A 24,972-nucleotide genomic window follows, 5' to 3' on the forward strand; every position below is an offset into this window, starting at 1 on the left:
CAGCGTGGAAATTTACGAGAACGAACACGACCAGGTTGATGCGGTAAAACGCTTCTTTGCTGAAAACGGCAAGGCGCTGGCTGTTGGGATCATTTTAGGGGTTGGCGCGCTGGTTGGTTGGCGTTACTGGACCAGCCATCAGACGGAGTCCGCACGCTCTGCTTCTCTGGCATATCAAAATACGGTGACTGCGGTTAGCGCGGGTAAACCGGACAGCATTCCTGCCGCTGAGAAATTTGCTGCAGAGAATAAAAATACCTACGGCGCGCTAGCTTCACTGGAACTTGCGCAGCAGTTTGTTGACCAAAATGAACTTGATAAAGCCGCAAGTCAGCTGCAACAGGGCTTGGCTGCGACCAGCGATGAAAATCTCAAAGCGGTGATTAACCTGCGTCTGGCTCGTGTTCAGGTTCAGCTTAAACAGGCTGATACCGCGCTGAAAACACTCGACACCATTAAAGGTGAAGGGTGGACGGCTATTGTTGCCGATCTGCGCGGTGAAGCGTTGCTGAGCAAAGGCGACAAACAAGGTGCGCGTAGCGCATGGGAAGCGGGTGTGAAAAGCGATGCCTCTCCTGCTCTGAGCGAAATGATGCAGATGAAAATCAATAATTTGTCCATCTGAGAGGGACCCGATGCAATTGCGTAAATTACTTCTGCCAGGGCTGCTTTCCGTTACCCTATTGAGCGGCTGTTCACTGTTTAGTGGCGAAGAAGATGTCGTTAAGATGTCCCCATTACCGGTGGTTGAAAACCAGTTTACTCCGTCTACGGAATGGAGCACCTCCGTAGGTAACGGTATTGGTGATTTCTATTCCAATCTTCACCCTGCGCTGGCGGATAACGTTGTCTATGCAGCCGATCGCGCTGGTGTAGTGAAAGCATTGAACGCAGGCGACGGTAAAGAAGTCTGGTCTGTGAATCTGGGTGAGAAAGACGGCTGGTTCTCCCGTGCATCTGCACAGCTTTCTGGCGGTGTAACCGTGTCTGGCGGACATGTTTACATTGGCAGCGAAAAAGCACAGGTTTATGCGTTGAATACCAGCGACGGTACCACCGCATGGCAGACGAAAGTCGCCGGTGAAGCGCTGTCTCGTCCTGTTGTGAGCGATGGCGTAGTACTGATCCACACCAGCAACGGCCAGTTGCAGGCATTAAACGAAGCTGATGGCGCCATCAAATGGACCGTTAACCTCGACATGCCTTCCCTGTCTCTGCGTGGTGAATCCGCTCCGGCAACCGCCTTTGGCGCAGCTATTGTCGGCGGTGATAACGGTCGCGTGAGCGCCGTGCTGATGCAGCAAGGCCAGATGATTTGGCAGCAGCGTATCTCTCAGGCGACAGGCCCAACGGAAATCGATCGTCTGAGCGACGTTGATACCACGCCGGTTATCGTCAATGGCGTTGTTTACGCGCTGGCTTATAATGGTAACCTGACGGCGCTGGATCTGCGCAGTGGTCAAATTATGTGGAAACGCGAACTGGGCTCGGTGAATGATTTCATCGTCGACGGTAACCGTATCTACCTGGTTGACCAGAATGACCGCGTACTGGCGCTGACCACCGATGGCGGCGTGACGCTGTGGACGCAAAGCGATCTGCTGCACCGTCTGCTGACGTCCCCGGTATTGTATAATGGCAATCTGGTCGTCGGTGATAGCGAAGGCTACCTGCACTGGATTAACGTTGACGATGGTCGTTTTGTTGCCCAGCAGAAAGTCGACAGCTCAGGTTTCCTGACCGAGCCGGTCTCTGCTGATGGTAAACTGCTGATCCAGGCGAAAGACGGTACGCTGTACTCTATTACGCGTTAATCGTCCCGGCCGCTCGCTTTGAAAAACGGCTCCTGGTGCAGGGGCCGTTTTACTGTTTTTAACAACGGGGCAAAAAATGTGCCCGTTGTCTGATGATTTTTTAAATGAGGCTTTAAACATGGTACCTGTGGTCGCGCTTGTCGGGCGCCCTAACGTTGGCAAATCCACGTTATTTAACCGTCTAACTCGCACCCGAGATGCGCTGGTTGCGGATTTCCCGGGTCTGACTCGTGACCGTAAGTACGGTCGTGCGGAAATTGAAGGCCGTGAGTTTATCTGTATTGATACCGGCGGTATTGATGGCACCGAAGACGGTGTTGAAACCCGTATGGCGGAACAGTCGCTGTTGGCTATCGAAGAAGCAGACGTTGTGCTGTTCATGGTGGATGCACGCGCTGGCCTGATGCCAGCGGATGAAGCTATTGCTAAACATCTGCGTTCGCGCCAGAAACCGACGTTCCTGGTCGCCAACAAAACTGACGGACTCGATCCTGACCAGGCGGTTGTTGATTTCTACTCGTTGGGGCTGGGTGAAATTTATCCGATCGCGGCGTCCCATGGTCGTGGCGTTCTCAGCCTGCTGGAGCATGTTCTGCTGCCGTGGATGGATGACGTTGCTCCTCAGGAAGAAGTGGATGAAGACGCAGAATACTGGGCGCAGCTTGAAGCCAAAGAAAACGGCGAAGAAGAGCCTGAAGACGATTTCAACCCGCAGGATTTGCCGATTAAACTGGCAATCGTCGGCCGTCCGAACGTAGGTAAGTCCACGCTTACTAACCGTATTCTCGGCGAAGACCGCGTAGTGGTTTACGACATGCCGGGAACCACGCGTGACAGTATTTATATTCCGATGCAGCGCGATGAACGCGAATATGTGCTCATCGATACCGCGGGCGTGCGTAAGCGCGGCAAAATTACCGAAGCGGTAGAAAAATTCTCAGTAATCAAAACGCTGCAGGCAATTGAAGATGCCAACGTGGTGATGCTGGTGATTGACGCGCGTGAAGGGATTTCCGATCAGGACCTGTCGCTGCTGGGCTTTATCCTCAATAGTGGGCGCTCACTTGTTATCGTAGTCAACAAGTGGGATGGCCTGACGCAGGAAGTAAAAGAGCAGGTCAAAGAGACGCTGGACTTCCGTCTGGGCTTTATTGATTTTGCGCGCGTACACTTTATCTCTGCGCTGCACGGTAGCGGCGTGGGTAATCTGTTTGAATCGGTCCGTGAAGCATACGATAGCTCCACACGTCGAGTGAGCACCGCGATGCTGACGCGCATCATGACCATGGCAGTAGAAGATCATCAGCCGCCGCTGGTGCGTGGTCGTCGTGTGAAGCTGAAATATGCCCACGCTGGTGGTTATAACCCGCCAATCGTGGTGATTCACGGCAACCAGGTCAAAGACCTGCCGGATTCCTACAAGCGCTATCTGATGAACTATTTCCGCAAGTCTTTGGACGTGATGGGGACGCCAATCCGTATTCAGTTCAAAGAAGGGGAAAACCCGTTTGCGAATAAACGTAATACACTGACGCCGACCCAGATGCGTAAACGTAAGCGTTTGATTAAGCACATTAAAAAAAGCAAATAATCGTTGCTGATGTTGATAAAAACCCGCGCTTGTCGCGGGTTTTTTTTCGTCTGCCCATTGCTGATCTCCCCCCTGTGTAAAGTCAATCACTATTCGTTTTTTGCCAAGTTTAAATCTAAGAAAGTAGACATTTGTCGAGTTTTCATCTTAAAGTCCGGGGGCTGGTACTAGACAAAACTAGCCTTAGGTTATCAAATGGTTAAATAACTTTTCGCCGCATGTAAAAAATCGGTCAGATACGTAACTGGCTGGCGTACATCGCGGTGTTTACACGCACGACGACATAACTTTCGGGAGAATTATGCAATCCTCTGTTAATCAAAAAGAAAGCCGAACTTTCTTCGGTCATCCTTATCCGCTCGGCTCGCTGTTTTTCACAGAGATGTGGGAGCGCTTCTCGTTTTACGGCATTCGCCCGTTACTGATCCTGTTTATGGCTGCTACCGTTTATGACGGCGGCATGGGGCTGGCGCGTGAAAATGCCTCGGCGATTGTGGGTATCTTTGCCGGTACGATGTATCTCGCCGCGCTGCCAGGTGGCTGGCTGGCGGATAACTGGCTCGGCCAACAGAAAGCGGTGTGGTACGGTTCCATTTTGATTGCGCTCGGTCACTTGTCGATCGCGCTCTCGGCCATTATGGGGAACAACCTGTTCTTTATCGGCCTGATGTTTATCGTACTCGGTTCCGGTCTGTTTAAAACCTGTATCTCAGTGATGGTTGGCACGCTGTATAAAAAAGGCGATGCGCGTCGCGACGGCGGTTTCTCGCTGTTCTATATGGGCATCAATATGGGGTCGTTTATCGCGCCGCTGATCTCCGGCTGGCTGATTAAATCCCACGGTTGGCACTGGGGCTTTGGCATCGGTGGTATCGGGATGCTGGTGGCATTGATCATCTTCCGCGTGTTTGCCGTTCCATCGATGAAACGTTATGACAGCGAAGTGGGTCTGGACTCAACCTGGAACAGCCCGGTAGTGAAACGTAATGGCGTGGGCGCGTGGCTGCTGGCGCTGGCCGTCGGCGTAGCTGTTATCGTTACGCTGATTGCGCAGGGCGTGATTGTGATAAATCCGGTCGCGGTTGCCAGTATGCTGGTGTATGTGATTGCCGCCTCCGTCGCGCTCTATTTTATCTACCTGTTTGTCTTTGCTGGTCTGAACCGCAAAGAGCGCGCCAGACTGCTGGTCTGCTTTATCCTGCTGGTTTCCGCCGCGTTCTTCTGGTCTGCATTTGAGCAGAAGCCAACCTCATTCAACCTGTTCGCTAATGACTACACTAACCGTATGATCGGCGATTTTGAAATCCCGGCGGTCTGGTTCCAGTCGATAAACGCACTGTTTATCATTCTGCTGGCACCGGTATTCAGCTGGGCGTGGCCGAAACTGGCGAGCATGAATATTCGCCCGAGCAGCATCACCAAGTTCGTTATCGGTATTCTCTGTGCCGCTGCAGGCTTTGGTCTGATGATGCTGGCAGCGCAAAACGTTCTCAGTAACGGTGGCGCAGGCGTCTCCCCATTCTGGCTGGTGGGCAGTATCCTGATGCTGACGCTTGGTGAGTTGTGCCTGAGCCCGATCGGTCTGGCGACCATGACGCTGCTGGCTCCGGAAAGAATGCGCGGGCAGATGATGGGCCTGTGGTTCTGCGCCAGTGCGCTGGGTAACCTGGCCGCAGGTCTGATTGGTGGTCATGTGAAGGCCGACCAACTGGATATGCTGCCGGATCTCTTCGCTCGCTGCTCGATTGCGTTGCTTATCTGCGCTGCGGTACTGATCGTCCTCATTGTGCCGATCCGTCGCATGCTGGAGAATACGCAAACTAAACCGGCTACTAGCGCCTGATAACACCTCGATTGTGCCGGGGCAGACGTGATGTCCCGGCCAATTCATTTACGAGGTGAGAACATGCTGTTAGGGTTTGTTGGGCTTGGCGCAGTCGTTGAAACGGCATACTTGCCCGCATTGCGTAAACTTTACGGTGATTCCCTGTGCTGTGTGGGATTTGACGTGCAACCCGCAAAACAGCCCGCTGGTGTGACACGCTGTGCATCGCTCGCTGAACTTCTTGCAACACCGCTTGATACCCTGTTTATCACCACCGCTTCTCTGCATCATCTCGATGTGCTTGAACAGGCGCTGGCCGCTCCCATCGCACGAATCGTGGTTGAAAAACCGATTGTTGCCACGCTTTCCCAAATTGAAAAACTGAAAACGCTGCTGGAGCAACCCGACGCTGCCGACCGTGTGCTGGCGCTCGACCACTGGATGGCGCGTAATGGCGTAATGCAGCTGGCATTGGGAAAACTCGGTGCGCAGTGGCAGGGCGATAACCCACAACAGGCACTTGTCTCTCACTTTTCCGACGTTGTTAAAATCGACGGTTTTTTGCAGGAGCCGAGCGGATTTAACGCTACAGGAGAGCCGATCTCGCTCAACTTTGCCACCGGTGAGCCAGATACGCGTGAGCTTCGCCACCCGGACGGTGTGATTCTGGACATTGGCACACACGTACTGGCCATGCTGCGTGAAACAGTGCGTTACCTGGGCGGTAATGACAGCATGACCCTGCAGGTGAAGAGCGCTAAAGACCGTCTGGGACGTAACATCATCCAGGGTGACCTGACCACGGCTGAAGGAGAGGCGCATCTGCAAGGACTGATTAGCGGTGTACCGTTGGATATCTGGCTGAATAAATACGCGGGGCCTGCTGGCGGACAAAAAGGTCTGCGCCTTTATCTGCGTGATGGGCGTATCATCAGCTACGACCGATGGGGTGCCGACGATGTGCTCGAATTGATTGACGGTGATGTTGTGCAACGCTGGTGTCTGCCTGGTACGATTTATGCCCATTGTCTGGCGGAACATATTCTGGGGACGCAAAGTCTGTTTGAACGCAGCCCGCAGGAGGTGAGCCGCACGACGCAGCGCAGGCTGGATGAGGTAGAACGATTACTGATCCTACAGCAACAGTTGCGTGGTTCACACTAAGCGTATCATGGTAAAATTAGCGCAGAATTGAACGCCATTTAAAGGAGTCACCATGTCGATGACCTGCCCGGATTGTCATGCAGAACTGGAACCACAAAACGGTGTGGCACACTGTGAAAACTGTAAAAAAGATATTCCGTTAGAAGCGCGCTGCCCGGAGTGCCATCAGCCACTCCAGGTGTTAAAAGCCTGCGGTGCGGTGGATTACTTCTGTCAGAATGGTCATGGTCTGATTTCGAAGAAACGTGTGGAGTTTGTGCCGGTTTAATCTGGCTTTTTCTTACGCGTTTTCTTTGCCGTCGTTACGCCTTTCACTTCGCTCTCTACCCAGCCGTCTGACAGGCGGGTAGTGAGCACATCACCGGTTTTTACCTGTTTGGTCTGCTTCAGCACTTTGCCGTCGGTCGCGGTAGTGACGCTATAGCCGCGAGCGAGCGTCGAGAGAGGACTCACCGCTTCAAGATGCGTCACCACATTACCGAAGCGTTCTCGCTGTGCACTTAAACGCGCGCGGATATTCTCTGCCAGACGGTACTCCAGTTGCTGAATACGGGTTTGCGCCCGATAAATTCGCGGCTGTGGGTTTTGCTGGCTCAGGCGTTGGCTTACGCGCTGTTGGCGCTGATTGGCCTGCTTAATCTTATTCTCAAGAGCGAAATTCATCCGCTGACGCAGCCGCTCCAGCACGGTCTGCTGACGGGCCAGACGCAGTTGCGGATGTTGCTGTTGCAAACGGTGATGAAGCTGGGTAAAGCGACGAGTACGGTTGGCGATGTAGTAGTCCATCGCCATCTCCAGACGCTGCTGGCCATGCTGAATTTGACGCAGCAGTTCCAGTTGATTGCGGCTGACAATTTCCGCCGCTGCTGATGGCGTAGGCGCCCGTAAATCTGCAATAAAATCGGCAATAGTGACATCTGTTTCGTGGCCGACGGCGCTTACTACCGGAATGCGGCTGGCAAAGATTGCCCGTGCTACGCGTTCGTCGTTAAAACTCCACAAATCTTCCAGAGAACCGCCGCCGCGCCCGACGATAAGCACATCGCACTCGCCCCGCGCGTTCGCCAGCTCAATGGCGCGAACGATCTGTCCTGGCGCATCGTCGCCCTGGACCGCGGTCGGGTAGATAATAACGGGCAGGGATGGGTCACGACGCTTCAACACGTGGAGAATATCGTGCAGCGCAGCCCCGGTTTTCGAGGTAATGACCCCAACGCAGTGAGCCGGAGAGGGTAGTGATTTTTTGAACCGCTGATCGAATAGCCCTTCAGCATGCAGTTTGGCTTTGAGTTGCTCATATTTTTGCTGCAACAAGCCTTCGCCAGCTGGCTGCATGCTCTCAACAATTATCTGGTAGTCGCCACGCGGTTCGTACAACGTAATGTTAGCGCGTACCAGGACCTGCTGACCGTGCTGCGGGCGGAACGTTACCCGTCGATTGCTGTTGCGAAACATCGCGCAGCGTACCTGGGCGGTGTCATCTTTGAGCGTGAAATACCAGTGACCGGAGGACGGCTGAGTGAAATTCGAGATTTCACCGCTGATCCAAACTTGTCCCATTTCCTGCTCAAGCAGCAAACGAACCGTCTGATTTAGGCGGCTTACGGTAAAAATTGAGGTGGTCTGAGAGGATAACATGTGAGCGGGATCAAATTCTAAATCAGCAAGTTATTCAGTCGAAAGTAACATGCTCACAGAGGAGCGCAAGGTTTTTTTGCAAAAAAGTGTGGATGCAATCGGTTACGCTCTGTATAATGCCGCGGCAATATTTAATAACCTCCCAGGTGAGATATTGCCCATGCTACGTATCGCAAAAGAAGCCCTGACGTTTGACGACGTCCTCCTCGTTCCCGCTCATTCTACCGTTCTGCCGAATACTGCTGACCTCAGCACCCAGTTGACGAAAACCATTCGCCTGAACATTCCTATGCTCTCCGCAGCAATGGACACCGTGACGGAAGCGCGCCTGGCAATTGCCCTGGCCCAGGAAGGCGGCATCGGTTTTATCCACAAAAACATGTCCATCGAGCGCCAGGCTGAAGAAGTTCGCCGCGTGAAGAAACACGAATCTGGCGTGGTAACTGACCCACAGACCGTACTGCCAACCACTACTCTGCGCGAAGTGAAAGAACTGACCGAGCGTAACGGCTTTGCTGGCTACCCGGTAGTGACTGAAGATAACGAACTGGTCGGCATCATCACCGGCCGTGACGTGCGTTTTGTGACAGACCTGAACCAGCCGGTTAGCGTATATATGACGCCAAAAGAGCGTCTGGTGACCGTTCGTGAAGGCGAAGCGCGCGATGTCGTTTTTGCCAAAATGCACGAAAAACGCGTTGAGAAAGCGCTGGTTGTTGATGACAGCTTCCACCTGCTCGGCATGATCACCGTAAAAGATTTCCAGAAAGCAGAACGTAAACCTAACGCCTGTAAAGACGAGCATGGTCGTCTGCGCGTTGGTGCAGCGGTAGGTGCTGGCGCAGGTAACGAAGAGCGTGTTGACGCGCTGGTTGCTGCTGGCGTAGACGTTCTGCTGATTGACTCCTCTCACGGCCACTCTGAAGGCGTTCTGCAGCGTATCCGTGAAACTCGCGCTAAATATCCTGACCTGCAGATCATCGGCGGTAACGTTGCTACGGGCGCAGGTGCTCGCGCACTGGCTGAAGCTGGCTGCAGCGCAGTTAAAGTGGGTATCGGCCCTGGCTCCATCTGTACTACCCGTATCGTGACCGGCGTCGGTGTTCCGCAGATCACTGCCGTTTCTGATGCCGTTGAAGCGCTGGAAGGCACCGGTATTCCGGTTATCGCCGACGGCGGTATTCGTTTCTCCGGCGACATCGCTAAAGCGATTGCTGCTGGTGCTGCCGCAGTGATGGTTGGCTCCATGCTGGCGGGTACTGAAGAATCCCCGGGTGAAATCGAACTGTACCAGGGCCGTTCTTACAAATCTTACCGCGGTATGGGTTCTCTGGGCGCGATGTCCAAAGGGTCTTCTGACCGTTACTTCCAGAGCGATAACGCTGCTGACAAACTGGTCCCGGAAGGTATCGAAGGTCGCGTTGCCTATAAAGGTCGCCTGAAAGAGATCATTCACCAGCAGATGGGCGGCCTGCGCTCCTGTATGGGTCTGACCGGCTGTGGTACTATCGACGCGCTGCGAACGAAAGCAGAGTTTGTACGCATCAGCGGTGCGGGTATTCAGGAAAGTCACGTTCACGATGTGACCATCACCAAAGAGTCCCCTAACTACCGCATGGGCTCCTGATAAGTTTCCGCGCCCGGCTATATGCCGGGCGAATTTGTTTCACTTGCCTCGGAATTAGCGTCAATGACAGACAATATTCATAAACATCGCATTCTCATCCTCGATTTCGGCTCGCAGTACACTCAGCTGGTTGCACGTCGCGTACGTGAACTGGGCGTCTACTGTGAACTGTGGGCATGGGATGTTACGGAAGCACAAATTCGCGAATTCAACCCAAGCGGTATCATTCTTTCCGGTGGTCCGGAAAGTACCACCGAAGAAAACAGCCCGCGTGCGCCGGAATACGTTTTCAATGCGGGCGTGCCGGTGTTCGGCGTGTGCTACGGCATGCAGACCATGGCAATGCAACTCGGTGGTCATGTTGAAGGTTCTAACGAACGTGAATTCGGCTATGCGCAGGTTGAAGTTCAGACCGACAGCGCGCTTGTCCGCGGTATTGAAGACTCCCTGACCTCAGACGGCAAACCGCTGCTGGACGTGTGGATGAGCCACGGCGACAAAGTGACCGCCATTCCGGAAGGTTTCGTGACCGTTGCCAGCACCGACAGCTGCCCGTTCGCTATCATGGCGCACGAAGAAAAACGCTTCTACGGCGTGCAGTTCCACCCGGAAGTTACCCACACCCGTCAGGGCATGCGCATGCTGGAGCGTTTTGTGCGCGACATCTGCCAGTGTGAAGCGCTGTGGACGCCGGCAAAAATTATCGATGACGCCGTTGCCCGCATTCGTGAGCAGGTTGGCAATGATAAAGTTATCCTCGGTCTGTCCGGCGGCGTTGACTCCTCCGTGACCGCGATGCTGCTGCACCGTGCAATCGGCAAAAACCTGACCTGCGTGTTCGTCGACAACGGTCTGCTGCGTCTCAACGAAGCTCAGCAGGTGATGGATATGTTCGGCGACCACTTTGGCCTGAACATCGTTCACGTGGAAGGCGAAAAGCGTTTCCTGGACGCGCTGAAAGGCGAGAACGACCCAGAAGCTAAACGTAAAATCATTGGCCGCGTATTCGTGGAAGTATTTGATGAAGAAGCGCTGAAGCTGGAAGACGTTAAGTGGCTGGCGCAGGGCACCATCTACCCGGACGTGATCGAATCCGCGGCATCTGCCACCGGTAAAGCGCACGTTATCAAATCTCACCACAACGTGGGCGGTTTGCCGAAAGAGATGAAGATGGGTCTGGTTGAGCCGCTGCGTGAGCTGTTCAAAGACGAAGTGCGTAAGATTGGTCTGGAGTTGGGCCTGCCGTACGACATGCTGTACCGTCACCCATTCCCGGGACCGGGTCTGGGCGTGCGTGTGCTTGGCGAAGTGAAGAAAGAGTACTGCGACCTGCTGCGTCGCGCGGATGCTATCTTCATTGAAGAGCTGCACAAAGCTGACCTGTACAACAAGGTCAGCCAGGCGTTCACCGTGTTCCTGCCGGTTCGTTCCGTTGGTGTGATGGGCGATGGCCGCAAGTACGACTGGGTTGTTTCCCTGCGTGCGGTCGAAACCATCGACTTTATGACCGCGCACTGGGCACACCTGCCGTATGACTTCTTAGGCCGCGTCTCTAACCGCATTATCAACGAAGTGAACGGTATTTCCCGCGTGGTGTATGACATCAGCGGTAAGCCGCCAGCTACGATTGAGTGGGAATAATATCCCTTTCCGTTAGCGGTTTTTGAACCGGTAATATGCAAAAAACCCTCTGTTTACAGAGGGTTTTTTATTGCACGCATTTCAGCAAATACTTCAGGCGCATGTTCTGCAGGAAAGTACGCTAATCGACCAGTTGCAGCTGAGGCTGCTGCTGAGGTGCGACATTCTGAATACGCACATCCATCTGTGGATAGGGTAGGTCGATGTGGTTGGCGTCCAGCGCCTCTTTAATGTTTTCCAGCAGATCGTAATAGGTATTCCAGTATTCGATATTGGGCACCCATACGCGCACGTAAAAATTCAACGCTGAAGCGCCCAGTTCGCCCAGACGAACGGTTACCCCACGTTGCTTATCGATGCGGCTGTCCTGCTCGATAATGTGATTAATAACTTGCTTAACCTCTGCAATCCGACTCTGATAACCCACACCAATCACCAGATCGATACGACGAAAAGGGTGACGGGAATAGTTAATGATGTTGTCAGCGATGATCTTACCGTTTGGAATCACCACTTCTTTGCTGTCCGCGGTTAGCAGGGTGGTGGAGAAGATGTGCACCTTTTCTACTGTTCCGGTGACTGCACCAATCTGCACTACTTCTCCGGCGCGAAAAGGCCGCAGGGAAACCAACAGCACGCCAGCGGCAAAGTTGGAAAGCGAGCTTTGTAACGCGAGGCCAATGGCCAGTCCGGCGGCACCGATGACGGCAATAATGGAGGATGTTTCAATACCGATGCGACCTAATGCGGCGACGACGGAAAAGGCGAGGGTAATGTAACGTACCAGCGCGGTGAAGAACTGAATGATCGTTCTGTCGACTTTACGTTTAAGCAGTAACTTTTCCAGCCCACGAGAGAGCAGACGAGCGATAAATTTACCGATAAACAATAAGATCACGGCGGCAACGATATTCCAGCCGAATTGAATGACAGCATCGCTGTGCCCGGCGATCCACTCAAGGCCGCTTCTTATTTTCGGGAATAATAAAAAACCACTCATGGTATTACCCTGTAGTATTTAAAAATGATAACAATTCAAATAACTATTTAATTTTCATGCGAAATATAAATGCTTGCGTCAGTGATATTTGCTGGTGATATTAATTAGCGTTTATTTGAGCACTGTTTGTCTTTTTATGTCCGCTAAACCGGAACGTAAAAATCAGCGCGAATGGTGCGGTGAAGTGGGATGAAAAGATTGTGCATTTGTGCGAAAAATACGGCCGATTATCTGATAATTAAGCGGGAGAGGGGGGATATGTGTAAAGTTTCGTCACTCAAATCCCTTACCGGATGGTTAAATGTCAGGCGATTAGCCATCCGGTAAGGAATCTTAATGCTGGGGGTATCACAGGCGCGAGCGATCAATGTTCGTCGGTTTGTGCAGGAGCTGTCTGTTGCGGCTGAGTGGTCTGCTGAGATTCTTTTTTGTCCTGGTGGTGATGCCACGCACCAATGGCGGAGTAGACGAAGCGTCCGAAGAAGAAGAGAAAGCTGATAAGCAGTACGATCCGGATCATGCGACTGTTAAATCGGTGTCGTTTGCGTAGGCTGGTAACCTGGCTCACAAAAGGTTCCTTGTAGTGTACCCAACTGAGGGCGATACTCACATTAAGGCACACTGAGAGGAAATGGTCAATTCTTCCTTATGTAAAATTGCTTCGGTTGTTTTATCTTCTTATGTTATGGAAATTAATATTATTATTTGCATGAATAATGTATTAACGATAAAAAATAATGAAAAGAGTAATAATTGATGAATGAGGGGCATTTTTTTTGATATGTATCAAGCATCACACGTTGCTGACAACTAAAATCGATGAATCATTGTGATGTATTTTACTTTATCGTTTTAAAGTCAGGTGGGATGCCTGTCTGAATACCCCCTACAGGATGTGCGGGATTCTACTGAGCATCTATGAAACTCAATAAAAATTATATTGATATTAGAGATAGATGGTGGGCATTACCTCTCATCTTACCTTCTTTGTTGTTGCCTATATTGAGCACTGCCACCACCTATGCCCATATTAGTACGGGGACCGTAATTCTTTTCTACCTGCCGTTAGCGCTGATGATTAGCCTGATGCTTTTTTTTGGTTGGGCGGCATTGCCAGGTATTATCATTTCCATTATCTGGTACAAATATCCGCAGGTCGGGTTATTTGAAACACTTTCAATAATTTCGCACTTTATAGTTACAGTCGTGCTTAGCTGGGGAGGATATAAAGTATTTTCTCCCCGACGAAACAACGTTTCCCACGGCGACTCTCATCTGTTGTTTCAGCGTATGTTCTGGCAAGTCTTCTGCCCGGCTACGCTGTTTCTGATACTCTTTCAGTTTGCCGCATTTGTGGGTGTTTATGAAAGCAAATCAGGCATGGTGGGCGTTATGCCCTTCAATACAGGCACATTAATCAACTATCAGTCCATACTCGCGGGGAATCTTGTAGGTGTGCCGCTGTGTTATTTCATCATTCGAACAATTCGCAACCCCTTGCATCTGAGAGGCTATTTTTCTCAGTTAAAGCAGCAGTTTGATACCAAAGTGACTAAAACAGAGTTTGTGGTCTGGTTGATTATATTGACTGTGCTAATGGCAATGTTGTGTATGCCGCTAAATGAACAAAGCTCAATATTCAGCACAAATTATACACTGTCACTGTTACTGCCTGTCATGCTGTGGGGGGCAATGCGTTACGGTTATAAATTTATTTCATTGATATGGGCGGTCGTACTTATTACCGCAATCCATTATTATCAGCGCTATATGCCCTGGTATTCGGGCTATGATACGCAGCTTGCTATTACCTCATCAAGTTATCTGGTTTTTTCCTTCATCGTGAATTTCATTGCTGTCCTTGCAACGCGTCAACGTTTTGTTACCCGGCGCAACCATCGTCTGGCCTTCTTTGACCCTATGGTGCATATTCCGAATTTGCGAGCTTTGAACCGGGATTTGAAAAACGCGCCATGGTCAGTGCTTTGCTTTTTGGGTGTTCCGGGCATGGAGCTGCTGGTGAAAAATTACGGCATTATGCTGCGTATCCAGTACAAGCAAAAACTGGCTCAGTGGATAACACCGTTGCTTGAACAGGATGAGCATGTCTATCAATTGTCAGGTAATGATTTAATCCTGCGTTTTAACACTGAGCTACACCAGGAACGCATTGAAGCACTGGACAGGCATATCAAGCAGTTTCGTTTTGTCTGGGACGGAATGCCTTTGCAACCGCAGGTTGGGATCAGCTTTTGCTATGTCCGTTCTCCTGTTAACCATATCTATTTGTTGCTGGGAGAGTTAAGTACCATTGCCGAATTATCGCTGGCAACCAATTCACCAGAGAATTTGCAGCGGCGTGGTGTGATGCACCTGCAACGCGACCTGAAAGATAAAGTTGCGATGATGAACCGTATTCAGCAGGCGCTGGAGAACAATCGCTTTTTCCTGAAGGCGCAGCCGATTTTTGGCGTGCGTGGCGACGTTTATCACGAAATCCTCCTGCGGCTTGAGGGGGATGACGGTGAAACTATCGCCCCTGATAGCTTCTTGCCGGTAGCCCATGAGTTTGGTTTGTCCTCCCGTATCGATCTGTGGGTGATTGAAAATACGTTGAAATTTATGGCGCAGAATCGGGAAAAAATGCCCGCCCACCGGTTTGCTATCAACTTATCACCCACCTCAGTATGTCGCGCGCGACTTCCTAATGACATCAATCAGTTACTGAAAAAGTACAAGGTTGAAGCATGGCAACTTATCTTTGAAGTGACGGAAAGCAATGCCTTGACCAATGCGGAGCAGGCACAGGCAACGTTGCTGCAGCTGCAATCACTGGGCTGTCAGATTGCGATTGATGATTTTGGTACTGGGTATGCCAGCTATGCGCGGCTGAAAAATGTGAATGCCGATATCCTGAAAATTGACGGTAGCTTTATTCGCAATATTGTTTCGAACAGCCTCGACTACCAAATCGTGGCCTCTATTTGCCATCTTGCGCGGATGAAAAGAATGCTGGTGGTTGCGGAGTACGTCGAAAGCGAGGAAATACGCAGTGCGGTTATTTCGCTGGGGATTGATTACATGCAGGGGTATCTGATTGGTGAGCCACTGCCGTTGAATGAAACTCTGGAAAAGCAGGTGCCAGATGAACTGACACCTGCTGAGATCTTATGCGGCGATATCGGGTGAGCTCTCTTCTTCAATTTTGAGTCGCCAGCCTGTTACGGCTTCCCAGTATTGCTGCTCTTTCTCCAGATCGAGCAGCACCAGCGCATTTTGGCTAAACCAGTCATGCGGGAAGCGTAAGGTCCAGTGGCTGTCGTCGGTTATCAGGGTCAAAGTCGGCGGTGTGGTGGTCGCCTGACGCTGATTATTCAACAGCACGCCCAGGCGCAGCAGCTGAATTAACGGCAGAAACTGTTTCTTCTTAAACAGCGTAAAGCGGGGCAAGTCGTCGAGCTTAATCGCTTTGCGATGATAACGAACTAATGTTGCCATCATCAGCTGTTGTTCCTGATTGAAACCAGGCAGATCGCTGTTTTGTAAGATATACGCAGAGTGGCGATGCAAACCGCTGTGGTTAATGTTCAGCCCAACCTCATGCAGCATTGCTGCCCAACGCAGTAACGCTTCCAGTTGGGGATTGGCCAGCTTTGGCTGCTGCGTATGCCACTGGTCGTACATTTGCATCGTCGTTTCCAGCACGCGCCGGGCCTGTTCGCTGTCAATGTTGTACTGGTTCGCCAGGCTGCTGGCGGTACGGCTACGAACGTCCTGGTGGCGAAAACGGCCTTCCATCTCGTACAGCACGCCTTCACGTAACGCACCATCAGAAAGGCGAAGTTCGCGAATAGCTAACGCGTCAAAAACGCCGCACAGAATCGCGAGTCCGGGTACAAACACTGCTTTTCTTTCTTCTGACAACCCCGGCAAGCTGAGCGCATCAAATGACGCGTGCTTCAACACTTCAGATGTCAGCTTGTCCAGACGTTCGGGGGTGATAAAACCGTCTTTTTCACCCATCTCCAGCAGCACTTCATGGGCTGCTTTAATGGTGCCCGATGCGCCCAGCGCAACGTTCCAGCCCTGAATGCGAAACTGCCAGGTTAAGGTTTCGAGCTTTTGCGCAGCCGCCATGCGGGCACGCTGGAAATTTTCACGGTTAATTACACCGCGCGGGAAGTACATCTGGGCAAAGCTGACGCAGCCCATACGGCGGCTTTCGACCAGTTTAGGCTCGAAATCTTCTCCGATCACCAGTTCTGTTGAGCCGCCGCCGATATCGATAACCAGCTTGCGACCTTTTTCCGGCTGCGTATGTTCAACGCCCATAAAGATCAATCGGGCTTCTTCGTTGCCGGAAATAATCTCAATTGGGTAGGGGATGACTTTTTCCGCTCGCTTGAGAAAATCAGTCGCATTCAGTGCCTGACGCAAAGTATGGGTTCCCACGATACATACGCTTGATGGAGGAAACCCCTGCAAACGTTCGGCGAACAGTGATAAACAGCTTAGCCCGCGCTCCATGGCCTCTTCGCTCAGCTTGTTATCTTCGCCGAGGCCATCCGCCAGATGTACGCGTTGTTTCAGCCGCCCAATAATTTGCATTGCGCCATCAACCACGCGGGCAATGACCATATGGAAACTGTTTGAACCAAGGTCGACCGCAGCAAATTCCTGCGGTCGTGGAGTCTTGTCGTGTATTGGCATATCTTTAGTCAGGTTGCTCGAGTGATTTGATGTAATCGTAAATCGCCAATTGTGACTGAACCTTACGGCGGTTTCCGCGCGGTACGTAGCGATTACTCAGTTCTTTATCAATAAAGCGGGCTTTCACCGTGTCGCTGAACAGGATATCGATAATATCCAGCACGCGTTGCTTAAGGCGCGGGTCAAGAAGCGGTGTGGCAACTTCGATACGATAGTCGATGTTTCTTGTCATCCAGTCAGCGGAGGAGAGATACACCTGCTTGTCACCCCCGTTCTCGAAGATATAGACCCGGTCATGTTCAAGATAGCGATCAACGATGCTGATAACGCGAATATTGTCGCTGATACCTTCCAGATTCGGAATCAAAGAACACATACCACGAATCAACAAATTGACCGGCACACCTGAGCTTGAGGCCGCATAGAGGCGGTCAACCAGACCTTTATCGACCAGGTTATTCAGTTTTAGCGTAATGCCGGAAGGCAGTCCTTGCTGCGCGTTGGCGATTTCTTTGTCGATCATCGCGTACAGCAGACGGCGTGAGTTCTGCGGGGAAACCAGCAGATAATCGAACGTCACCGGGCGATACGGGTTCTCGATGAAGTTAAACACCCGGCGCACTTCGTTGGTAATGCGCGAATCGGCGGTCAGCAACGAGTAGTCGGTATACAGGCGTGCCGTTTTTTCGTTAAAGTTCCCCGTCCCGATATGCGCATAGCGCACGACTTCATCACCTTCTTTACGCGAGATAAGGAACAGTTTGGCGTGAATTTTCAGGCCTGGCGCGGAGAAGATGACGTGAACGCCTGCTTCGGTAAGACGCTTGGCCCAATGGATGTTGGCTTCTTCATCGAAGCGGGCCTGCAATTCCACCACCACGGTGACTTTCTTACCGTTGTGTGCGGCATGGATCATTGAATCTATGATGCGTGAATCTTTTGCCACACGGTAGATGTTGATCTTTATAGCCAGCACGCTCGGGTCGAAAGAGGCCTGGCGCAGCAGTTCAAGAACGTGCTCAAAGGTGTGATAGGGGTAATACAGCAGCACGTCGCGTTCACGAACGGCGTCAAAGCCGTTACGAAACTTCTCGTTGTCGAACCAGATATGGCGCAGACGCGGCAGCGGTTTGTTCACCAGGTTAGCTTTGCCAACGTTAGGGAAGTTAATAAAGTCTTTGAAGTTATGGTAACGCCCGCCGGGAACAATCGAGTCGTAGCGAGAAATCGTCAGTTTTTCACGCAGTACCTCGACCAACGCATTGGGCATGTCACGCTGATAGACAAAACGTACAGGTTCTGCGGTCAGACGCTGTTTCAGGCTGGATGACATCAGCTCCATCAGGCTCGATTCCATCTCGTGCACCAAATCGTATTCGGCGTCACGGGTCATTTTCATCGAATAGGCGTTCAGTGCGTCGTAATCAAAGAACCCTTTGAAAATGTCGTCAAGGCAGTAACGTAAGATGTTGTCCAGCAGGATCATCGGTTTGCGACGGCGCGGGGTTTCCGGCGGCAGATTCACAAAACGAGGAACCTTGTCGGAAGGAATTTCCAGCAGCGCGTAGCGGATCGTATCGCCACGGATAATTTCTACCGCCAGATAGGTGTAGTCATCTTTCAAAAACTGGACTAAATCCGTCTCGCGGTTAATCAGGATCGGCGTGATGTGCTGGCGAAGATATTGCTTGAAGTAATGACGCAACCAGCTTTGCTGATTGACCGACAACTGGCGTTCGTTGATTAAGAAAATCTGATTGCGCGCCATTTCCAACAGCAACTCGTTGTACAGGCCGTCAAATTCCTGATCGGCTTTTAATACGCGGGCCTGGATTTTGCCTAACAAATGGCGGGAGTGAGAGTTTGAACCCTGTTCTTCGCTAATAATGATTCGGCGCTTCAGTTCGGCAAAACGAACCTTATAAAACTCGTCGAGATTATTGGAATAGATACCTAAGAAACGCATCCGTTCGATCAACGGGTTTGATTTATCAGCAGCTTCCTGGAGTACACGTTCGTTGAACGCTAACCAGCTGAGTTCTTTCTCGATGTATAGCTTTTCCTGACCCATTACCACTTTTACTCCGTTTCATTCACGGGACACTACCGATTTATTATGGCGAGCATTGCTCTCAGATGTCCAACTGTGCCAGAAAAATATGACAATAAACCGTCTGATAGCAAAGAGAAAGGGGGAGCGTAGATGAATACCGGTGGTATTAACCGGAAAAGGTAGTTATGCCTGTAAGCCGGATGGTGACATTCGGCTTACAGGTTGGTTTTTTTATTATTCGTCGGCGGCGTAGCCTTGTAGCGGCAAACGAACGCCATCCAGCCAAGCAGCGTTATCACGCATCTTCAGGCGACCGTCGATAAACCAGCTTACCACCAGCGGGTAAATGGTATGTTCCTGAGCCTGAACCCGTGCCGTGACGTCATCTTCGCTGTCGCCTTCAAATACCGGAACCTTGGCCTGAAGAATGACCGGTCCGCCGTCCAACTCATCCGTTACGAAATGGACTGAGGTACCATGTTCTTCATCGCCGTTTTCCAGTACCTGGCGGTGCGTATGCAGGCCGGGATACTTCGGCAATAAAGACGGGTGGATATTCAGCAATCGTTCAGCATAGTGAGCGACAAACGCCGGGCTGAGGATACGCATATAACCGGCCAGCACCACGACATCGGGTGCATAGGCGTCAATCTCTTGTATCAGTTGGCGGTCGAATGCTTCGCGACTGGCAAACTGGGCGGCTTCCAGCGAGTGTGCCGGAATATTCGCTTCGCGTGCGCGCTCAAGGCCGAACGCATCGGCCTTGTTACTGAATACTGCACGTATGGTGCCATTGATTTTTTTCTGTTCGCAGGCGTCGATTATCGCCTGCAAATTGCTTCCGTTGCCGGAAATGAGCACCACAATGTTTTTCATTCAATGACCACACGCTGTTCGGAATCAGAAGCTTTGATGATACCGATTTTCCATGCGTTTTCACCTTTCTCATTGAGCAAAGTAAGGGCTTTGTCCACTTCCGGAGCTGGCAGGGCGATAACCATACCTACACCGCAGTTAAAGGTGCGATACATCTCATGCTGACTGACGTTACCCGCCGTTTGCAGCCAGTTGAAAACGGCTGGCCACTGCCATGAAGATTCGTCGATCACTGCCTGCGTGTTGTCTGGCAGAACGCGTGGAATATTTTCCCAGAAGCCGCCGCCGGTCAGGTGGGCAATGGCGTGCACATCAACCTTCTCGATCAGTTCCAGAATGGATTTCACGTAAATGCGGGTAGGGGCCAGTAAGTGATCGGCCAGCGGCTTGCCTTCAAGCTCGGTGGTTTCTGGGTCACAACCGCTGACTTCTACAATTTTACGCACCAGAGAGTAGCCGTTGGAGTGCGGGCCGCTTGAGCCGAGCGCAATCAGTACGTCACCGTCGGCAACTTTTGAGCCGTCGATAATCTCTGATTTTTCGACGACGCCAACGCAGAAACCTGCCACGTCGTAATCTTCGCCGTGGTACATCCCCGGCATTTCAGCTGTTTCCCCACCGACCAGCGCACAGCCAGACTGCAGGCAGCCTTCAGCAATCCCGTTAATGACGCTGGCTGCGGTGTCCACATCCAGTTTGCCAGTCGCATAGTAGTCGAGGAAGAACAGCGGCTCAGCGCCCTGAACCACGAGGTCGTTGACGCACATTGCGACGAGATCAATGCCGATAGTGTCGTGGCGTTTCAGATCCATCGCCAGACGCAGTTTTGTACCAACGCCATCAGTGCCGGAAACCAGTACCGGTTCACGATATTTTTGCGGCAATGCGCACAGCGCACCGAAGCCACCCAGACCACCCATAACTTCCGGACGACGAGTTTTCTTTACTACGCCTTTGATTCGATCAACCAGAGCATTACCTGCATCAATATCAACACCGGCATCTTTGTAGCTAAGAGAGGTTTTATCGGTCACTGCCTGCTTCCCCACATGTTTACTTGCAGTAAAAGTTAAATTCGGCGCAATTCTAACAGGGAAAGCAAACGTTTGCGAGCCTGCTCTGCATCAAGTTTTATCTGCTGGTTTTTTCAGCATTTTACAATCATTTATCTATTTGTTTGAGCTGCGCCACGAAAATGAAACCGGGTACAGTCTTGTGCTTGAATCCTGTTAGGCGATTGCACAGTATCTTACTGAAACCGGTTTCTTTTTTCTGTTGCGGACCTCATCAACAGCGTTTTGCGCAGAGTCATCACGATAGGGGAAGGGTATGTCAGGATTTAAAGCAGATTTCATGTGGGGTGGTGCTGTCGCGGCTCATCAACTGGAAGGTGGCTGGCAGGAGGGCGGAAAAGGCGTCAGCGTTGCTGATGTCATGACCGCGGGAGCGCATGGGGTGGCGCGTGAAATTACCGACGGTGTGATTGCCGGTAAAAATTACCCTAACCACGAGGCCATCGATTTTTATCATCGCTATAAAGACGACATAAAGCTGTTTGCCGAAATGGGGTTTAAATGTTTTCGCACCTCTATTGCCTGGACACGTATTTTCCCCTTCGGCGATGAAGAACAACCCAATGAGTCTGGCCTACAGTTCTATGATGACCTGTTTGACGAATGCCTGAAATATGGCATTGAGCCGGTGATTACGCTGTCGCATTTTGAGATGCCTTACCATCTGGTGACGGAGTACGGCGGCTGGCGTAACCGCAAGCTTATCGATTTCTTTGTCCGTTTTGCCAGGGTGGTATTCACTCGTTACCAGCACAAAGTGAAGTACTGGATGACGTTTAATGAGATTAACAACCAGGCAAATTATCACGAAGATTTCGCGCCCTTTACTAACTCAGGTCTGAAATACCAGCCAGGCGAAGACCGCGAGCCGGTCATGTACCAGGCGGCGCACTATGAGCTGGTGGCAAGCGCGCTGGCGGTAAAGGTCGCGCGTGAGATTAACCCGGAATTACAGATAGGGTGCATGATTGCCATGTGTCCAATCTATCCGCTGACCTGCGCGCCAGACGATATGATGATGGCGATGAATGCCATGCACCGGCGTTACTGGTTTACTGACGTCCATGTGCGCGGCAAATACCCGCAGCATCTTCTCAACTACTTTACTCGTCGTGGCTTTGAACTGGATATCACCGAGGAAGACCGTCAGGCGCTGACTGAGGGCTGCGTTGATTACATCGGCTTTAGCTATTATATGTCTTTCGCGACCCAGGCAACGGCGGACAACCCACAGCTGGATTACGATGAGTCGAAAAGCCTGGTTTCCAACCCGTACGTGCAGAAATCTGACTGGGGCTGGCAGATTGATCCGGTTGGCCTTCGTTATTCACTGAACTGGTTCTGGGATCATTATCAGCTGCCACTATTTATTGTGGAGAATGGGTTTGGCGCCATTGATGTGCGCGAGGACGATGGTACAGTTAACGACCAATACCGTATCGACTACCTTGCCGCCCACATACGTGAGATGAAAAAAGCGGTGGTGGAAGATGGCGTGGATCTGATGGGATATACCCCGTGGGGCTGCATTGATTTAGTCTCTGCCGGGACAGGGGAGATGAAAAAACGCTACGGGTTTATCTATGTCGATAAAAATAATGACGGTAGCGGGACATTAACGCGCTCACCTAAAAAATCTTTTTCGTGGTATCAAAAAGTCATTCAGGCCAATGCTGAATATCTTTAAAATTCATAGCATTGACAGCAAGCCCCGCCATCAGTGCGGGGCTTGTTTTATACTCATCATTCAGACGCAAATGACTTTGGTTGATCCATATCAAGCGTATGCAGTGTTGCGCCAGAGAGGAAAAGCGGTATAATCCGGCGATTTTTTTTGTGGTTGCCATTCGTCTGAGGAAAGGAGAAGAGTATGAAGATCGTGGAAGTCAAACACCCACTCGTCAAACACAAGCTGGGACTGATGCGTGAAAACGACATCAGCACTAAACGCTTTCGTGAACTCGCCTCGGAAGTTGGCAGTCTGCTGACTTATGAAGCAACCGCTGGTCTGGAAACCGAAAAGGTGACCATTGAAGGCTGGAACGGTCCAGTTGAAGTTGACCAAATCAAAGGCAAAAAAATCACCGTTGTGCCTATCCTGCGTGCGGGCCTGGGCATGATGGAAGGCGTTCTGGAAAACGTTCCGAGCGCGCGTATCAGCGTTGTTGGTATGTACCGTAACGAAGAGACGCTGGAGCCGGTTCCGTATTTCCAGAAGCTGGTTTCTAACATCGATGAGCGTATGGCGCTGATCGTTGACCCAATGCTGGCAACCGGCGGCTCTGTTATCGCCACTATCGATCTGCTGAAAAATGCAGGCTGCACCAGCATTAAAGTGCTGGTCCTGGTTGCGGCACCGGAAGGTATCGCGGCACTGGAAAAAGCGCACCCGGATGTGGAGCTGTACACCGCCTCCATCGATCAGGGACTGAACGAGCACGGATACATTATTCCGGGGCTCGGCGATGCCGGCGATAAGATTTTTGGTACTAAGTAAACGAATAAGTGAAAAGAAGCCGACTTTAAGAGTCGGCTTTTTTTTGAATAAAACAACCCAATGGCTAATAACAAACAACACTCAGAGGAAAACACTATGACGCGCCGTGCTATCGGGGTGAGTGAAAGACCGCCGCTTTTACAGACAATCCCGCTTAGTTTGCAGCACCTGTTCGCCATGTTTGGCGCAACGGTACTGGTGCCAGTCCTGTTCCACATCAACCCGGCTACCGTTCTGCTGTTTAACGGCATTGGTACGTTGCTGTATCTCTTTATTTGTAAGGGTAAAATTCCCGCATATCTGGGTTCCAGCTTTGCCTTTATTTCCCCGGTGCTGCTGCTGCTGCCGTTAGGGTATGAAGTGGCGCTGGGCGGTTTCATTATGTGTGGCGTCCTGTTCTGCCTGGTTTCTTTCATTGTTAAGAAGGCAGGAACCGGCTGGCTGGATGTCATGTTCCCGCCTGCGGCGATGGGCGCAATCGTTGCCGTCATCGGTCTGGAGCTGGCTGGCGTTGCTGCGGGTATGGCGGGGTTACTGCCTGCTGAGGGGCAATTACCGGATTCAAAAACCATCATCATTTCTATGGTGACGCTGGCGGTAACGGTCTTTGGTTCCGTATTGTTCCGCGGTTTTATGGCGATTATCCCGATTCTGATCGGGGTGCTGGCCGGTTATGCGCTCTCCTTCGTGATGGGCGTTGTGGACACTACGCCGATTGCGCAGGCCCACTGGTTCGCGCTGCCGACGTTCTACACGCCGCGTTTTGAGTGGGTTGCCATTCTGACCATCCTGCCAGCGGCGCTGGTGGTCATCGCTGAACACGTCGGGCATCTGGTGGTGACGGCGAATATCGTGAAAAAAGATTTGATTCGCGATCCTGGCCTGCATCGTTCTATGTTTGCCAACGGTCTGTCTACGGTAATCTCTGGTTTCTTCGGCTCTACGCCGAACACCACATACGGCGAAAACATCGGCGTAATGGCGATCACCCGCGTTTACAGTACCTGGGTTATCGGCGGTGCGGCAATTTTCGCCATTCTGCTCTCCTGCGTGGGTAAACTGGCGGCGGCGATCCAAATCATTCCACTGCCGGTGATGGGCGGCGTATCGCTGCTGCTGTACGGTGTGATTGGTGCTTCTGGTATTCGCGTACTGATCGAGTCGAAGGTTGACTATAACAAGGCGCAAAACCTGATCCTGACCTCGGTTATTTTGATCATCGGCGTAAGTGGCGCGAAAGTTCACATCGGTGCCGCAGAGCTGAAAGGCATGGCGCTGGCGACCATCGTTGGTGTCTGTCTGAGCCTGATTTTCAAAGTTATCAGCCTGCTGCGTCCGGAAGAAGTCGTGCTTGACGCGAAAGATGCAGACAGTCCGCAACAGTAAATCTCTGACCGGGCGGCAGCGCTGCCCGGTTCTATCGCGACGTATTTCTGTGTTAAACTCAACGCGATTTTATGAAA

19 protein-coding genes are annotated in these 24,972 nt (G+C 51.5%); 12 read left to right on the top strand and 7 right to left on the bottom strand.

Annotation, left to right across the window (positions count from 1 at the left end):
• Positions 1–4 precede the first annotated feature (4 nt).
• The 6 genes from JQN59_RS06705 to JQN59_RS06730 all read left to right on the top strand — a co-directional run bounded on the left by JQN59_RS06705 (position 5) and on the right by JQN59_RS06730 (position 6,662).
• Entirely contained in the window at positions 5–625 is a 621-nt protein-coding gene (locus JQN59_RS06705; protein WP_149607870.1) for a YfgM family protein, read from the top strand.
• Positions 626–635: 10 nt separating this feature from the next.
• A complete protein-coding gene (bamB, locus tag JQN59_RS06710) occupies positions 636–1,814 on the top strand; it encodes an outer membrane protein assembly factor BamB (RefSeq protein ID WP_008785453.1) in 1,179 nt (392 codons plus the stop codon).
• 118 nt (positions 1,815–1,932) lie between these two features.
• Positions 1,933–3,405, top strand: a complete 1,473-nt coding sequence (der, locus tag JQN59_RS06715; protein ID WP_003835168.1) for a ribosome biogenesis GTPase Der — start codon at positions 1,933–1,935, stop codon at positions 3,403–3,405.
• Between the two features lie 301 nt (positions 3,406–3,706).
• Positions 3,707–5,248 carry a peptide MFS transporter gene (locus JQN59_RS06720; protein ID WP_003835166.1) on the top strand — a complete coding sequence of 514 codons (1,542 nt, stop codon included), beginning with the start codon at positions 3,707–3,709 and terminating at the stop codon, positions 5,246–5,248.
• 63 nt (positions 5,249–5,311) lie between these two features.
• Positions 5,312–6,394 carry a Gfo/Idh/MocA family oxidoreductase gene (locus tag JQN59_RS06725; RefSeq protein WP_103015181.1) on the top strand — a complete coding sequence of 361 codons (1,083 nt, stop codon included), beginning with the start codon at positions 5,312–5,314 and terminating at the stop codon, positions 6,392–6,394.
• Between the two features lie 52 nt (positions 6,395–6,446).
• Complete coding sequence (locus tag JQN59_RS06730; RefSeq protein WP_003835160.1) at positions 6,447–6,662, top strand: zinc ribbon domain-containing protein; 216 nt, start codon at positions 6,447–6,449, stop codon at positions 6,660–6,662.
• On the opposite strand, the gene xseA is transcribed toward JQN59_RS06730, so the two are convergent.
• Positions 6,659–8,032: an exodeoxyribonuclease VII large subunit gene (gene xseA, locus JQN59_RS06735; protein ID WP_149607871.1), complete on the bottom strand. Its 1,374-nt coding sequence runs from the start codon at positions 8,030–8,032 to the stop codon at positions 6,659–6,661. The two genes, JQN59_RS06730 and xseA, sit on opposite strands and share 4 nt — an antisense overlap.
• Before the next feature lie 160 nt (positions 8,033–8,192).
• Between xseA and guaB the strand changes: the two genes are divergently transcribed.
• Together guaB and guaA are read left to right on the top strand one after the other, a co-directional pair.
• Positions 8,193–9,659 carry an IMP dehydrogenase gene (guaB, locus tag JQN59_RS06740; RefSeq protein ID WP_003037756.1) on the top strand — a complete coding sequence of 489 codons (1,467 nt, stop codon included), beginning with the start codon at positions 8,193–8,195 and terminating at the stop codon, positions 9,657–9,659.
• 63 nt (positions 9,660–9,722) lie between these two features.
• Positions 9,723–11,300: a glutamine-hydrolyzing GMP synthase gene (guaA, locus tag JQN59_RS06745; RefSeq protein ID WP_149607872.1), complete on the top strand. Its 1,578-nt coding sequence runs from the start codon at positions 9,723–9,725 to the stop codon at positions 11,298–11,300.
• A 121-nt stretch (positions 11,301–11,421) separates the two neighbouring features.
• On the opposite strand, the gene mscS is transcribed toward guaA, so the two are convergent.
• Together mscS and JQN59_RS06755 are read right to left on the bottom strand one after the other, a co-directional pair.
• The gene (gene mscS / locus JQN59_RS06750; protein ID WP_008785447.1) at positions 11,422–12,300 is read right to left on the bottom strand and encodes a small-conductance mechanosensitive channel MscS; all 879 of its coding nucleotides are present in this window, start codon (positions 12,298–12,300) and stop codon (positions 11,422–11,424) included.
• A gap of 364 nt (positions 12,301–12,664) precedes the next feature.
• Complete coding sequence (locus JQN59_RS06755) at positions 12,665–12,868, bottom strand: YfgG family protein (protein WP_008785446.1); 204 nt, start codon at positions 12,866–12,868, stop codon at positions 12,665–12,667.
• Positions 12,869–13,218: 350 nt separating this feature from the next.
• Here JQN59_RS06755 and JQN59_RS06760 point away from each other — a divergent pair, with 350 nt between their 5' ends.
• Positions 13,219–15,489, top strand: a complete 2,271-nt coding sequence (locus tag JQN59_RS06760; protein ID WP_149607873.1) for a bifunctional diguanylate cyclase/phosphodiesterase — start codon at positions 13,219–13,221, stop codon at positions 15,487–15,489.
• Here the strand turns inward: JQN59_RS06760 and ppx are convergent.
• The 4 genes from ppx to purM form a co-directional block, all read right to left on the bottom strand.
• Positions 15,469–17,010 (bottom strand): exopolyphosphatase, encoded by a 1,542-nt coding sequence (ppx, locus tag JQN59_RS06765; RefSeq protein WP_032944195.1) that lies wholly within the window; start codon positions 17,008–17,010, stop codon positions 15,469–15,471. The two genes, JQN59_RS06760 and ppx, sit on opposite strands and share 21 nt — an antisense overlap.
• 4 nt (positions 17,011–17,014) lie before the next feature.
• On the bottom strand, positions 17,015–19,081 hold the full coding sequence (gene ppk1 / locus JQN59_RS06770; protein WP_032944192.1) for a polyphosphate kinase 1: 2,067 nt from the start codon (positions 19,079–19,081) through the stop codon (positions 17,015–17,017).
• A gap of 216 nt (positions 19,082–19,297) precedes the next feature.
• Positions 19,298–19,939 (bottom strand): phosphoribosylglycinamide formyltransferase, encoded by a 642-nt coding sequence (gene purN / locus JQN59_RS06775; protein ID WP_149607874.1) that lies wholly within the window; start codon positions 19,937–19,939, stop codon positions 19,298–19,300.
• The gene (gene purM / locus JQN59_RS06780) at positions 19,936–20,973 is read right to left on the bottom strand and encodes a phosphoribosylformylglycinamidine cyclo-ligase (protein ID WP_149607875.1); all 1,038 of its coding nucleotides are present in this window, start codon (positions 20,971–20,973) and stop codon (positions 19,936–19,938) included. The genes purN and purM overlap by 4 nt, the downstream gene beginning before the upstream one ends.
• Before the next feature lie 295 nt (positions 20,974–21,268).
• On the opposite strand from purM, the gene JQN59_RS06785 reads away from it, so the two are divergent.
• From JQN59_RS06785 to uraA, 3 genes are all read left to right on the top strand, one after another.
• Positions 21,269–22,699 (top strand): 6-phospho-beta-glucosidase, encoded by a 1,431-nt coding sequence (locus tag JQN59_RS06785; protein WP_149607876.1) that lies wholly within the window; start codon positions 21,269–21,271, stop codon positions 22,697–22,699.
• 183 nt (positions 22,700–22,882) lie between these two features.
• Positions 22,883–23,509, top strand: a complete 627-nt coding sequence (gene upp / locus JQN59_RS06790) for a uracil phosphoribosyltransferase (protein ID WP_003835110.1) — start codon at positions 22,883–22,885, stop codon at positions 23,507–23,509.
• Positions 23,510–23,605: 96 nt separating this feature from the next.
• Entirely contained in the window at positions 23,606–24,895 is a 1,290-nt protein-coding gene (gene uraA, locus JQN59_RS06795) for a uracil permease (protein ID WP_003835107.1), read from the top strand.
• The last annotated feature ends 77 nt before the right edge of the window (positions 24,896–24,972 follow it).

The organism is Citrobacter sp. B72 (assembly GCF_016894305.1).
GTDB lineage: Bacteria > Pseudomonadota > Gammaproteobacteria > Enterobacterales > Enterobacteriaceae > Citrobacter > Citrobacter portucalensis.